Annotated in this window: 10 protein-coding genes; 8 read left to right on the forward strand and 2 right to left on the reverse strand. The window is 40.5% G+C overall.

Features of this window, described 5'->3' with window-relative positions; all coding sequences use genetic code 11:
* Positions 1 to 138: 138 nt before the first annotated feature.
* Positions 139 to 3,030 carry a DNA translocase FtsK gene (locus ABC357_RS02290; protein ID WP_412885940.1) on the forward strand — a complete coding sequence of 964 codons (2,892 nt, stop codon included), beginning with the start codon at positions 139 to 141 and terminating at the stop codon, positions 3,028 to 3,030.
* Between the two features lie 645 nt (positions 3,031 to 3,675).
* Complete coding sequence (gene murC / locus ABC357_RS02295; protein WP_412885941.1) at positions 3,676 to 4,989, forward strand: UDP-N-acetylmuramate--L-alanine ligase; 1,314 nt, start codon at positions 3,676 to 3,678, stop codon at positions 4,987 to 4,989.
* An 83-nt stretch (positions 4,990 to 5,072) separates the two neighbouring features.
* Here the strand turns inward: murC and ABC357_RS02300 are convergent, their stop codons facing one another.
* The gene (locus tag ABC357_RS02300; protein WP_412885942.1) at positions 5,073 to 6,188 is read right to left on the reverse strand and encodes an aminopeptidase; all 1,116 of its coding nucleotides are present in this window, start codon (positions 6,186 to 6,188) and stop codon (positions 5,073 to 5,075) included.
* A 198-nt stretch (positions 6,189 to 6,386) separates the two neighbouring features.
* On the opposite strand from ABC357_RS02300, the gene ABC357_RS02305 reads away from it, so the two are divergent.
* The 4 genes from ABC357_RS02305 (at position 6,387) to ABC357_RS02320 (ending at position 9,447) form a co-directional block, all read left to right on the forward strand.
* Complete coding sequence (locus ABC357_RS02305; RefSeq protein ID WP_412885943.1) at positions 6,387 to 6,902, forward strand: DUF948 domain-containing protein; 516 nt, start codon at positions 6,387 to 6,389, stop codon at positions 6,900 to 6,902.
* A 36-nt stretch (positions 6,903 to 6,938) separates the two neighbouring features.
* Positions 6,939 to 7,532, forward strand: coding sequence for a YtxH domain-containing protein (locus ABC357_RS02310; protein WP_412885944.1), 594 nt, complete (start codon positions 6,939 to 6,941; stop codon positions 7,530 to 7,532).
* 138 nt (positions 7,533 to 7,670) lie between these two features.
* Positions 7,671 to 7,997, forward strand: coding sequence for a bacillithiol system redox-active protein YtxJ (gene ytxJ / locus ABC357_RS02315; protein WP_412885945.1), 327 nt, complete (start codon positions 7,671 to 7,673; stop codon positions 7,995 to 7,997).
* A gap of 119 nt (positions 7,998 to 8,116) precedes the next feature.
* Positions 8,117 to 9,447, forward strand: a protein-coding gene (locus ABC357_RS02320) for an IS3 family transposase (RefSeq protein ID WP_412885946.1) whose coding sequence is annotated in 2 segments (ribosomal slippage) — positions 8,117 to 8,498 and positions 8,498 to 9,447 — 1,332 coding nt in all. Because the reading frame shifts where the segments join, the coding sequence is not laid out codon by codon here.
* A 59-nt stretch (positions 9,448 to 9,506) separates the two neighbouring features.
* Here ABC357_RS02320 and ABC357_RS02325 read toward each other — a convergent pair.
* Positions 9,507 to 11,666 carry a cell division FtsA domain-containing protein gene (locus tag ABC357_RS02325; RefSeq protein ID WP_412885947.1) on the reverse strand — a complete coding sequence of 720 codons (2,160 nt, stop codon included), beginning with the start codon at positions 11,664 to 11,666 and terminating at the stop codon, positions 9,507 to 9,509.
* 317 nt (positions 11,667 to 11,983) lie between these two features.
* Here ABC357_RS02325 and ABC357_RS02330 point away from each other — a divergent pair, with 317 nt between their 5' ends.
* Together ABC357_RS02330 and ccpA are read left to right on the forward strand one after the other, a co-directional pair.
* Entirely contained in the window at positions 11,984 to 13,060 is a 1,077-nt protein-coding gene (locus tag ABC357_RS02330) for a bifunctional 3-deoxy-7-phosphoheptulonate synthase/chorismate mutase (RefSeq protein ID WP_412885948.1), read from the forward strand.
* 378 nt (positions 13,061 to 13,438) lie between these two features.
* Positions 13,439 to 14,437: a catabolite control protein A gene (gene ccpA, locus ABC357_RS02335; RefSeq protein ID WP_412885949.1), complete on the forward strand. Its 999-nt coding sequence runs from the start codon at positions 13,439 to 13,441 to the stop codon at positions 14,435 to 14,437.
* Positions 14,438 to 14,513 lie beyond the last annotated feature (76 nt).

A 14,513-nucleotide genomic window follows, 5' to 3' on the forward strand; every position in this document is an offset into this window, starting at 1 on the left:
TAAAGCTGGAACTACATATCGGGACGGTTTCTCCATTAGCAAATCTTCTTGTTTAAATCTATTTATTTTACTCGAAATTTATGAAATTACTGTTAAAATAAAAACATACTACTGTTTATAGAAGAAAGAGTGATTGTATTGAAATGGCTTAAAAATGTCGTGAAATGGTTTAAAGCCGACGAAGTGATTGAAATAGAAGAAATAGTGCTCGAAGACAATGAACAATTGGATTTCGAAGAGCTTAAAAATAGAGGCGTCAAAATAACATCTGAAAAAGACAGTACTTATTTTAGAAAAACAAATCATAAAAAAGAAGTACCTAATCATGAGCCAGTGAGAGATTATTATTCGAAGCCTTTGGAAAGTGGATCGAATCAAGGAAAAAAAGCTGATTATAACCGTTCCAAGGGCTATAGGAATCAGGAAATCGAGGCTAAAATCAATTATCAATATCCGAAGGGGCAGTTCCGCTTCCCGCTTATACCTGATGATTCCAAGCAGGAATACAGAAAACCGCGGCAGCCGAGAAGGGAAATGCATCCTTCTCAAGCGGATGTCCAAAAACCGTCGATAGTACCGCAGAAAAAACAGCAGCTGTCCACTCCCCGTGAGACACTTGATGAAATGTATCAGCGGGAATCTATGAAAAAATCGGGAAAACGCCCTTTTAGGCCGACGGACATTCCTTCACCGATCCACGGCTTTCATAAAAGACCTGTTAAACAGGAAGAAGCCGAAGCAGAGGCTGAATTCGAATTTGAATTGAACTCTGTCCCTTTTGCCAAACACACATTGCTTAAAGGCGAACTGGAACAGAAAGCCGTTGCTCCTGTCCATCCTGAGGCAAGTGCAGTGGAGGAACAGGTAGATGCCGCCGTCCCCGTAACAGCCTCCTTTAAAGCTGAATGTATAGAGGAAGTCGATTTGCCATTCTTGGGAAAGAAAGAAGCTGTTGCCGAGCTTAAAGCCGACAATGAGATGTTTTCCATTGAAGAGGATGCTGTTCCAAAGGCGGATGTCAACGAAAATGAAGAATTAATCGTGGGCCAACAGTCAACCGTTAATGAAGTGAATGCTTTTGCAGATACTCTCATAGAAGAGCAAAAGCTGGATTCTCCGGTAAATGCCGATTCTGATTCAGCAGAAAAGCAGACAATACCAGCTAATATGGAAGTCCATGAGACTCGCCCTTTATCAGTTGAAGTTGAAACAGAAGCGCCAGAGGAATCAATAAAATCGGAAATGGTTGATGAACCGGTCATTACTAATTATATGAGTGCATTCGAAGAGACTGCTGCAGGCGGAGAGCAGCCTGCTGAAACAGTTGCGCAATTGGAAACCGGATTGGACGAACAGGAAGGTGTTTCGGCCGATACAGAGAATGAAGAGCCTATAGAACGGCCCGCCAAAAAACATATTCCATTTAATGTTGTGATGCTGCGTCAAGACCGAGAAAAATGGGGAAATCAGTTTCCAAAGGGTGAAAAAAAAACGGTAAATCCTGATCTGCCGATTCAACCTGCCGGTAATATTGCTTTGAGTGATGATAAGCCAGTACAAATCGAGGCGGTTGAGGAGGAATTCCAGGAGGAAGACCTCCCTTATTATCAATTCCCGGCCCTCAATTTGCTTCAACCTCCTGTAGAGAGCTCAAAGGATGATGATTGGCTGGATCAGCAGGGATATATGCTGAATGAAACGCTCCATAACTTTAACGTTAGGGCAAGTGTCGTTAACATTACCCAAGGCCCGGCCGTTACCCAATTTGAAGTTCAACCTGAACCTGGAGTAAAAGTAAATAAGGTGACCAATCTGACCGATGATATTAAACTTTGCCTGGCTGCCCAAGATATACGGATGGAAGCTCCGATCCCTGGCAAGCACACAATTGGTATAGAAATTCCAAATCGGACAAGCCGGCCGGTTTTCTTGCGTGAAATTATAGAGAGCGATGCCTTCCGTGACAGTGAATCGCCGTTGACTGTCGCTCTAGGCCTTGATATAACAGGAGCTCCTATTGTTACCGACCTCAGAAAAATGCCCCATGGATTAATTGCGGGGGCAACCGGGTCAGGAAAGAGCGTCTGCATCAATACCATGCTTGTTAGCTTACTGTATAAAGCCACTCCCCAGGATCTGAAAGTATTGTTGATAGATCCTAAAATGGTTGAACTGGCACCGTATAATGAATTGCCTCATCTTGTTTCGCCTGTCATTACGGATGTGAAGGCAGCAACAGCAGCGCTGAAATGGGCTGTGGAGGAGATGGAAAGAAGATATGAATTGTTTGCGCATACTGGTGTCCGCGACATTCAAAGGTTCAATAAAAAAGCAGAAGAGCATAATCAGCATAATGACCGCCTGCCTTTTATCGTCATCATTATTGACGAGCTGGCGGATTTGATGATGATGTCCCCGGCGGAGGTGGAAGAAGCCATTTGCCGAATAGCCCAAAAGGCGCGTGCATGCGGTATTCATCTGATAGTGGCCACACAACGTCCATCTGTTGATGTTATTACAGGCCTTATTAAAGCAAATATACCAACAAGGATTGCCTTTTCTGTTTCTTCACAAGTCGATTCCCGCACTATTATCGATAGCGCTGGTGCAGAAAAATTGCTAGGGCGCGGAGATATGCTATTCGTAGAAAATGGTTCATCTAAAAATGTTCGTCTTCAAGGCACATTTGTAAGTGATGAGGAAATTGAAGAAGTGGTTGATTTTGTCAAAAAAGAGCAAAAACCACAATATCTGTTCCAGCAGGAAGATTTATTGGCGAAAGCCCAAGTTTCAGAGGAACGGGATGAATTATTCCTCGAAGCATGCGAATTTGTCGTTTACCAAGGTGGAGCCAGTACCTCTTCTTTACAGAGAAGGTTCCATATAGGGTATAATCGGGCGGCCAGATTGATGGATATGATGGAAAACAGCGGCATTATTTCGGAAGCGAGAGGAAGCCGTCCGAGAGATGTACTCATGTCGGTTGATGATATGCAAGAGTGGATGGAAGTTGACTCTGAACAGGCATAACAATTGATTAATATAAAGGTTGTTTTCAGCAGAAAATGGGTAGTATATCCCCGTTTTCTGCTCTTTTTTGGAATGCGGTGTTTAAAAGTCGTGTATGCAGGAATAACATGATATTCTAGACATAGTAAGAGATGTCTGTAATGGCTTTTATGGATATCCAGATGGGCATGAGAAGGAATTTTGTTGCGCTGAACATCTGTGGTGGCTTATGTATATAATGTAGTGAAAGCAGCAGGGTTTTCAAGAGTTCTAACGCTAATCAGCTATTCCACTTGTGTCTTTTGATGGTTCACGGTATACATGAATGCATAAGCAGCCTTGTGAAAGTGAAAAGAAGCTTAACAGGGCAACCGGATTATGGGATGCATAGGCAAAACAGTGCCCAATAAACGCCAAAATGGAAAAACCTTTGCTGGGATTGCTTTTTTGTTGGATGGATTTTACAATACTATCTTCTATTAATAGGAGCAATACTGTAGGTCTAATGACTTTTTGGCATGTGATATGTTTTATGATATAATATTTTTTTAGGAGTGTAGTATGCTATACTCCCGTTTTTTAGAGCATAATTCTATGTTGTGTTAACTAGAAAATGCAAAACGTCATATGCTGTACTGCAGATGGACGATTGTTGGAGGTTCTCGTATGACTGCTGTTTATCATTTTGTTGGAATAAAAGGATCTGGGATGAGTGCATTGGCCCTTGTTCTGCACGATAAAGGGTATCAAGTGCAAGGCTCGGATTATGAAAAATACTTTTTTACACAAGCCGCTTTAGAAAAAGCCGGAATTAAGATGCTTCCATTCGATAAGGAAAATGTAACATCGGATATGATTGTGATTGCAGGCAATGCATTTCCCGATACACATGAAGAAATCGAACGGGCGAATGAATTGGGTGTGCCAGTTATTCGTTATCACAAATTCCTTGGAGATTTTATTCAAAACTTTACGAGTGTTGCCGTTACAGGTGCACATGGTAAAACATCGACTACTGGGTTGATGGCACATGTAATTACAGGTGCTAAGCCTACATCGTTTTTGATTGGGGACGGAACAGGCAAAGGTGAAAGGGATGCTGAAGTGTTTGTATTTGAGGCATGCGAATATCGCCGCCATTTCTTATCTTATCATCCTGATTATGCCATTATGACGAATATTGATTTTGACCATCCAGATTACTTCGCGAGCCTGGAAGATGTATTTAGTGCTTTTCAACAGATGGCACTGCAAGTCAATAAAGGAATCATTGCATGCGGGGATGATGACCAACTTCAAAAAATACAGGCAAAAGTTCCGGTTATTTTTTATGGATTCAATGAAGAGAACGATTTTCAGGCAAGAAATATCCAAATTACACCCGAAGGCACTACATTCGATGTGTATGTAAGAAATACATTCTTTGATACATTCATGATTCCTACTTTCGGTGACCATAGTGTATTGAACGCTTTAGCAGTTATTGCCTTATGTAAATATGAAAATGTTGATGCAGAAATTGTGAAAAAACAATTGATGAGCTTCGATGGTGTAAAACGGAGATTTTCTGAAAAAGTAATCGGATCGCAAGTATTGGTTGATGATTATGCCCACCACCCAACTGAAATTAAGGCGACAGTCGATGCTGCCAGAAAGAAATATCCGGATAAAAAAATTGTAGCTGTGTTCCAGCCTCATACGTTCACGAGAACGCAAAAATTCCTTAGTGAATTTGCTGAGAGCTTAAATATGGCTGATAAGGTATTCCTTTGCGATATCTTTGGCTCTGCACGTGAAAATCAAGGTAAATTAACGATCAATGATTTATTGGCGATTGTGCCGGATGGTGAAATTTTGAATGAAAAGGATACATCGGCATTGAAATTGTACGATAATAGTGTCGTTTTATTCATGGGAGCTGGAGATATCCAGAAATTCCAATATGCGTATGAACAATTATTGGAGCAAGAAAACAAATAATAAGGATGAACCGGTGTTTACATGGAGGTTCATTTCTAAAGAAGACCCCGGCCGAAAAGCCGGGGTCTTCTTTATTCTTTTCATTATTTTAGTTGGTCAGGATTCAAGCATTCCAGTTCAGGAACAACAAAAATTCCATCTTTTCGGATCAACACGCCGTCAAAGTAAATTTCCCCGCCGCCATATTCAGGGCGTTGAATATTGACCATATCCCAGTGGATATTGGAGGAATTGCCGTTATATGCATCATCGTAGCATTGGCCGGGCGTGAAATGGAAACTGCCGTCAATTTTTTCATCGAACAGGATATCTTGCATAGGATGAAGAATATAAGGATTGACGCCGATCGCAAATTCACCTACATAGCGTGCACCTTCATCCGTATCAAACACTTTGTTGATCCGTTCTGTATCGTTCGCTTCCGCTTCGATAATCTTCCCATCTTTAAATGTCAATTTCACATTTTCAAATGTAAACCCTTGGTATGGAGAAGGTGTATTATAGGAAATCACACCGTTTACGGAATTTTTTACTGGAGCCGTATAAACCTCTCCATCTGGAATGTTCATTTCCCCGGCACATTTAATGGCTGGGATATCTTTAATAGAGAAATGAAGATCGGTTCCAGGTCCTACGAGACGGACTTTATCTGTTTTGTTCATGAGGTCGACAAGGTGGTCCATGGCTGTACTCATCTTGCTATAATCCAAATTACATACATTGAAGTAGAAATCTTCGAATGCCTCTGTACTCATTTTGGCCAATTGGGCCATGGCGTTGTTAGGATATCTCAGTACTACCCATTTTGTTTTAGGGACACGTATATCTGTGTGGACCTTCTTGCCAATTGTATTTCCGTGGATGCGCATTTTATCGGAAGGAACGTCTGCTTGTTCACTGATATTATCGCCGGAACGCAAACCGATATAGGCATCCATTTCTTTCATGACAGCTGCTTCAAATGTTGCCATCATCTCATATTGTTCTTCTTGGGCACCCATTAACAGGGAGCGGTCCACTTGTTGGTCCTTTAATGAAACAAAAGGGTAACCGCCTGCTTTATAAGCTTCCCGGACAAGCGCTTTCACAAGCTCGCGCTGCAACCCGAAATTTTCGATGAGGACTTTTTCCCCTTTTTGCAATTTAACAGAATAATTGATCAGGTTGTGTGCCAGCTGATCGATTCTTGGGTCTTTCATATGTATATTTCCTCCTTCGTATCAAATGCTCTCACCTTCTATTGTACCCTAAATTGTTCAGGCTTTTTAGTCAATTGCCTTGGAGAATGGAAATTAACAGCTTCATTTTTATAAATTTTCACTGTTTTCCAAGTAGAATAGTTTATAATATAGTGTGATGGGTATTATTCAATATGTACTATTGATGGAGGTGCCAAAATGGAATTAATTTTATATTTGAGTGCAGCTGTTGCCGCAATTGCATTCTTAATATTGGTTATTTATTTAGCCAGAACATTAACATCTGTAAAAGTCACATTGGACAGTGTATCCAATACGCTTACAGACTTAGAAAAGCAACTGCAGGGAATTACAACTGAATCTACCTTACTATTGCATAAAACAAATGCATTGGCCGAGGACATTCAGAAAAAATCTGAGAATCTAAATACAGTGGTGGACGCAGTGAAGGGTGTCGGCACATCGCTTCAAAGCTTTAACACCTCTATCCAAAATGTGTCAACAAAAGTGGGTACAGAATTGGAACAGAACCAGGATAAAATCGCACAGGTAGTGCAATGGGGGAACGCATTCTTCCAATTAAGAGATTCCTGGAAAACAAGAAAAGCGGCTAAGGGCACGCGAACCACTGCGGGGCAGGCTGCCGTGAATGAAATGGAAGCCAAACAAACAGATTCACTGGCCAAAAAGAGATTTTTACGCTCTAGAGGCTAAAATATAAACCAGTTCAGATAGGGAGGATACCATATTATGAGTTCAAATGATCATCAAAAAGACTTTTCTAGAGATATGACTAAATTTGAGAATGAGAAACAATCATCAGGCTCTAATGGATTTATCACAGGAGCAATCATTGGTGGAATAGTCGGTGCGGCTACAGCTTTATTCCTAGCTCCTAAATCTGGAAAAGAGCTTCGGAATGACCTGAATGAAAGTGCTAAATCTCTATCAGACAAAACAGAGCAGCTTAGAAAGACGGCGACTGATAAGTCAGGCCAGCTTAAACAATCTGCTTCACAAAAAGCGGAGCAATTGAAGAAAAAAGCATCTGAAAAGTCTATTCAGCTAAAAGAAAAAGGAACAGAATTGGCCGAAGCAGCAAAGACCAAATCTTCTGCCTTGAATGAAAAAGTATCGAAAAAATCTGCTGTCATTGTCGGGAATATGAAAAATAAGGCTAACAAGGACAGCGAGAGCCCAACATCTTCAGATAAAAAAACAGTCAATGATAAAGTAGCTGGCAATTCTAGCGATGCAAAAGCGACTGACTCAGACGAAGTAAAAATGAAGTTGGAAGAAACGCAAAAAGCCTTCGATGAAAAAGAAAACCAACTTACAAAATAATCCAGTCTGTTTGATTGGACTATAAGTGATGAAGTGCTAAAACGGCTTCATCACTTATTTATTTCCAGTGTATTAGGGAACTATATAGTAGATAGGGTTGTTCAATAATTTGATAAAGATAGAAAGGGGAGATATTTTATGGCGAAAAAGCAAATCCACACAAAAGAAGAATTGGATCAGGAGCTTCAAAAGGATGCGGTCCTTTTATTCAAACACAGTTCCACTTGTCCGGTAAGTGCAGCAGCATACTCTCAATTTGAGGCTTTTACAGACAATCATCCAGACGTAGAATCTGTCTATATAGTCGTTCAGGAGGATCGCGATTTATCAACACAAATTGCTGAATCCTACCATGTGAAGCATCAATCGCCACAAGCTATTTTGTTTAAAAACGGGGATGTTGTTTGGCATGAATCGCATTGGCGCATTACAGCCGACTCCTTGTCCAAGGCGATAGAATCTTAAGGATGTAAAAAAAGCTCTGCATGAATAAACTGTACCCTATAAGATAGACACTTTAAAAAAGTCTATCTTATAGGGTACTTTTGTTTATAATGAGAAAAAAGATATCGGAGCGGGATGAAATGGCAAAGAGATATTTTACTAAAAAAGAACAAGAACAATTAAAATGCAATCCGTATGTGCAAGCAGTTAGTGAGAAAGCAATTACGTATAGTGATGAATTTAAACGTCACTTTATTGCGGAAAATGAAAAAGGTAGATTACCAAGAGAAATTTTTGAAGAGGCCGGCTTAGATGTTGAATTAATCGGTATAAAACGAATCCAATCTTCAGGAAAACGTTGGCGAGCTGCTTATCGCCGAGCGGGGATAGAAGGTTTACAAGATACACGGAAAATGAATTCAGGCACACCATCTGAGCGTGAATTGACATTGGAAGAGAAAATTGCACGATTAGAGGCGAAAAATAAATTATTACAAGCAGAGAATGAACTCTTAAAAAAGCTCGATCTACTCGAAAGGCAGATGTTGAAGAAGAAATCATAATCCCAACAAAATTAAGGTTTGAACTGATTTACAAAACGATCCAAAAGTATAAATTAAAACGACTCGTTAATTATTTATGTGAACTAATGAGTGTATCACGTTCAGGCTACTACAATTATTTTAGTAATCATTCGGTTCAAAAAAGGATGGAACGTGAATTAGCAGATGAAGCAGTGAAAGAAATCATTTTAAAGGCGTATCAATTCAGAGGACGTAAAAAAGGAACACGCCAAATAAAAATGACATTACAAAATCAATATGGGATTACGTATAACTTAAAACGTATTCGCCGCATTATGAAGAAATTTGACATCATCTGTCCGATTCGAAAAGCAAATCCAGCGCGACGTATGGCAAAAGCGACAAAAGAGCATCGCACGTGTCCAAATGAACTACAACGCAACTTTAAACAAGGTGTGGCAGGAAAAGTATTATTGACGGATATTACGTATTTAACGTACGGAGGCGGTAAACGTGCTTATTTATCCACGATTAAGGACGCAGAAACGAATGAAATTTTGGCGTATGAAACGTCGTCTTCGTTAAGTTTGGACATTGCCCTCGATACGCTTCGTAAATTGAAGAAACACCGCCATTTAACAGAAGATGCCTTTATTCATTCAGATCAAGGGTTCCACTACACCAATCCACACTATCAAAAACTTGTGAAGAAAATGAAATTAGGACAATCTATGTCACGTCGCGGGAACTGTTGGGATAATGCCCCCCAAGAATCATTCTTTGGACATTTTAAAGATGAAACGAGTATAAAAGAATGTCAAACACTAGAAGAAGTAAAGCAAGAAATTAAGAGTTATATGATTTATTACAATCATTATCGGGGGCAATGGAACTTGAAAAAGCTGCCGCCTGCAAAATACAGACAGCAGCTTCTAGAAGTTGCCTAGCTTTTTTCAAAATGTCCTTTACAAAGGGTACAGTTTAGAATTTGCAGAGCTTTTTTGTTCTATTTAGCGGCATCAGATGCGGCAGGCCACATGATGGCCAATCGATCGCCAGGGTTCAATGTCTCATGGAAAGTCGTTTCTTGATTGTTCTTCATTAAAATAAACGGACGGGCTGAATGTTTGGGCAGGTCAATATCAATATGCCTGAATAGGTCTTGGAATATGAAAGGCTGTTCAGTTTTATGAATCAATCTGAGGCGATCGCCGTTGGTGATATAGTCTTTATCTTGAAGTACTTGGTTATCTTTTGAAAGTTCCAGCCGCCGCTTTTTAAGTACCAATGGCTTACCGTTGAATGTTACCGGTAACGCGTAATGCAGTTCTAGGTTCAATGAATCGGCCAACTCTCTTACGGTTGGCTGCAGCGCTTTTGTCAGTTGAATCACATCACCGTCTTCAATGGAGGCCGATCGTTTCGCATCTAATCCATTTTTCTTTAATAATCCTGAAAACGAATCTAAAGAATAGGCTTTGTCATTTAAATAAATAGTAAACGGTTGGATGTGATGGAGCAGGGAAGTCAAACCAAGAGCTGTTATTAGATTCTCAACCGTCTCGGGCAGCCTGCAAATAATTTCATCATGGTCTTCAACATATTCGGCGGGGCTGGTTATTTGATTGTTCTTTTTAATTACAGCTTCAATGACATACTTCGTCTGATTGATAATGACTGTTTTTCTCGGAATATCATCAATCAAGTCTTTAATTTGGACTTTATGCTGGCCTCCATCCTCTCCCCGCTCTACATAGATCGTATCATCAGCATGAACTTCATCCTTAAGTGAAGCTGGTTCACCGTTCAGAAGCAGAATAGGCGGCTTTCCATGCTGGCCGGGAACAGTAATAGATTGTCCATTTACTTCAACCATAAGAGCAAGGCCAGGCTTTCCGTATAATTTATTTACTTTGATACCGGAAGCTAGAAGGCAGTCTCCTACCGTCAGTTGTTTCATATCAAAAAGGCGGACAGGTACGTCATTTACTGTGACAGAAACATACTGTACAGGATTCTTTTGCGCAGCTAATGCAATCCCGATTGGTGTCACTAGTTCCGGTCCTTTTGGAATTTCGTCTGCAATGGTGACACTCTGGATGGCCGATACATCCCTGACGGCCACTCTGTTTGCCGGCAAGTTCAATTTGTTCGCGAGCAATTTAGGCAGTTCCGGGGTAAGGCTGCCGCCACCGACCAACATGATGGCTTTCGGTTCTTTTTGGCTATTCAAGTTCAGAATTTCTTCGCTGATCTGAACGGCGAGATTGTCCAGTGCCGGCATAATTTGTTTGATGATTGCAGAGGTTTCCACTTCTTCTTCAAATCCTAAAATATCCTTCACTTTGATTTTATCCTGGATGCTCATTTGCCTTTTAGCTTGTTCAGCAAGCGGGAAGTCAAGAAGCAAGTGGTCGCTTATGGCTTCAGTCACTTCGTCTCCGGCCGTGGGCACCATTCCATATGCAATGACTGTCCCCAAATCGGTCAGGGCAATATCTGATGTTCCGGCACCGATATCGACTAAGGCGACATTCAGGCGGCGCATGGAGGGGGGGATAAGAACATTTATAGCTGCAATAGGCTCGAGCGTCAGAGCCTGCATCTGTAATCCTGATCGTTTTAAAGCGGATATTAGTGAATCGACGACTACTTTAGGAAGAAATGTGGCGATGATCTCTACGGAAGCCTCAGTGCCGTTTTGGTCGATTAAACTGCCTATTTCAATACCGTCAAGCCGGTAATATAATACAGAATATCCGACACAATAATAATCGAAGCTTTGTGTTGCCTGGAATGATTCTGCAACAGTGGATTGTGCCAGCTGTACAGCGCTTAATTCCAAGTGCAGTATGTCCTCCTGATTCATCATAGGCTTTCCTTCGATATGCACAGAAACAGAAGCTCTTTCGGTCTTCAAGGCTCTTCCGGCTGCTGCGACACTTACGGTTGCCAATGTCCCGTGTTTTTTTTCCATCTTCTCTTTTATTTGCGAGATCACTTTTGATACCGCTAAGACATCATGGATTTGTCCGTCGAGCATGGCTCTTTCTGTATGTTCTATGGATAGGATATCGGTTACGCAATACTGTTCATCCTCTTTTTCAATGATGATTCCCACAACGGAACGGGTCCCAATATCTAATGCAAATAGTTTTTCTTGCACGGGTTACACCTTCTTCTTTCAATATCCTTTTATATATGGTACATTTCTACCTACTATACTTTATCGTATTACGAAGGTATGAATTATAGTCTAAATGACTGGATAGAAAATAAATCACTTTAATACTTAAAAGCGTTTAAGTGATAAAAAGATTTTCGTGACTTTTTCAATTGCTTGCTTTATAATAATCTCTAATTATATAAGAATGTACCATAAATTATTGTGTCATTAAAGTTGCCGTTTGAATTGTCTGGTAATTAGGCAAGGTTTTAATGGGATAATGGTAAAAACCAAGTACGAAAGGAATGGGTTGGATAATGAGCAAAAACGAATTAACAGAACTTCGGGAAAAATTAGACAGCATCAATTTATCTCTTTTACAATTGATCAATGAGAGAGCTGAAATCGTTCAGGAAATTGGCCGTGTAAAAGAGAAACAAGGGGTAAATAAATACGATCCATTGCGTGAAAGGGAAATGCTTGACTTAATCGGCCAGCATAATCAGGGCCCGCTTTCACAAAGTACAATTAAACATATATTTAAAGAAATATTCAAAATGAGCCTCGATCTTCAAAAAGACGACGAAAAGAAAGCATTGCTTGTTTCGCGGAAGAAGAAGCCTGAAGATACCATTATCAATATTAAAGGCCAGCTGGTGGGAAGCGGAACACCAACAATGGTATTCGGTCCATGCGCTGTGGAATCCTATGAACAGACTGCAGCTGCGGCTGAGGTCATTCAATCAAAAGGATTAAAGTTTATCCGCGGCGGGGCATATAAACCTAGAACCTCTCCATATGACTTCCAGGGTTTGGGGTTGGAAGGATTGCAAATCCTAAAAAAAATAAGCGATCAATATGGACTTGCTGTCATTTCCGAAATCGTCAATCCATCTGATATTGAAACAGCGATCGATTATATCGATGTCATCCAAATTGGCGCGCGCAATATGCAGAACTTTGAATTACTGAAAGCTGCAGGAGCGGTTGATAAACCAGTTCTGCTGAAACGCGGACTGTCTGCTACTATTGATGAATTCATTCATGCAGCTGAGTACATTATGTCACAGGGCAATGGAAATATCATTTTATGCGAAAGAGGAATCCGCACGTATGAACGTGCGACCAGAAATACATTGGATATTACAGCAGTGCCTATTCTTAAACAAGAAACGCATCTTCCTGTATTCGTGGATGTTACTCACTCTACAGGACGCAAAGACTTGCTGTTGCCTGCTGCTAAAGCTGCACTTGCAATTGGAGCGGATGGCATCATGGCAGAAGTGCATCCTGATCCAAGTGTTGCTTTATCAGATTCAGCCCAACAAATGGATTTCAAAGAATTTGATCAATTCCTGGCCGGTATACAAAGCCAGCTGAAGGTAACCAATTAATCGAGAATAGGGCGGGGCTCTCCATGTTGTTGGAGAGCCTTTTGTTTTTCTATACGAGTTTTTATTAGAATAGTCTCATAATTGTAATAAATTTATGTGGCGATTGAAACTGTTTTCACAAAAAAGAGGGTATAATAGGTATGATACTGGCATATTAGTATAAAATTGCGGTAAAATGATAAAGGAATATTGAAGTCCCTTGTTCAATATCGTATTATAAAGTATTAATAGAGTCATTCTTTTATATTTGTACATGAATTATTGTGTAATCGTGAACATGACCGGTTTTAACTGTATATTCATTTTATCCATATAAGCATTATGAATAGAGAATACAAATTTTGTAGGTAAAAAACATTAGTCAAAGGAGTTCTATAAATGAATAACATAACTATATATGACGTAGCTAGAGAAGCAAATGTATCGATGGCTACTGTATCGAGGGTAGTCAATGGCAATCCCAATGTAAAGCCTGCGACCCGAAAAAAAGTGAACGAAGTGATTGAGAGATTGGGTTACAGACCGAATGCAGTGGCCCGCGGCTTGGCAAGTAAAAAGACGACAACAGTAGGGATTATAATCCCTGATATTTCTAACATCTTCTTTGCGGAGTTGGCAAGGGGCATTGAAGATATCGCTACCATGTATAAATATAATATTATCTTGAGCAATTCGGATGAAAACCAGGATAAAGAGTTGCACTTGTTCAATACAATGCTAGGGAAGCAAGTGGATGGTTTTATTTTCATGGGCGGTCATATTACGGAGCAGCATGTGAATGAATTCAGCAAATCGCCAGTTCCAGTTGTGTTGGCCGGTTCAATCGATACTTCTGGAAAAATCCCTTCGGTCAATATCAATTACGAATTGGCAGCCTATGACTGTGTAAATGATTTTATCGCGCGCGGCCGCAAAAAGATTGCCTTCGTTCTTGGCAATCTGGAAGAACCGATTAATATCGCGAAACTGGCAGGATATAAAAAAGCGTTGGAAGAGAACGGTATAGCTTTCAATGAAGAATACATCGTTGAAGGTGATTTCACTTATGATTCCGGCATAGATGCTTTCGACCGTTTACGCCAATTAGAAGATAAGCCGGATGCTGTCTTGGCAGGCGCTGATGAAATGGCAGTCGGTATCGTGCATGCTGCTCAGGATAACGGCCTTCAGGTGCCGGAAGATATTGAAGTGATCAGCTTCGACAATACGAAATTAACATTGATGGTCAGACCGCAGATTACAACTGTCGTTCAGCCTCTATATGATATCGGCGCTGTTGCCATGCGTTTATTGACTAAATTGATGAATAAAGAGACTGTTGAGGAATCAACCGTTGTCTTGCCTCATCGCATTGAGGTCAGAAACTCGACAAATTAAAAGGATAGTCCGTTAGCACCCTAAAATGGGGTGCTTTTTTTTGCGGTAATTTTATGTTGTCCTGTTCGTAAGTCAT

Origin of the sequence: Bacillus kalamii, assembly GCF_047238185.1 — a bacterium.
GTDB lineage: Bacteria > Bacillota > Bacilli > Bacillales > DSM-1321 > Bacillus_AD.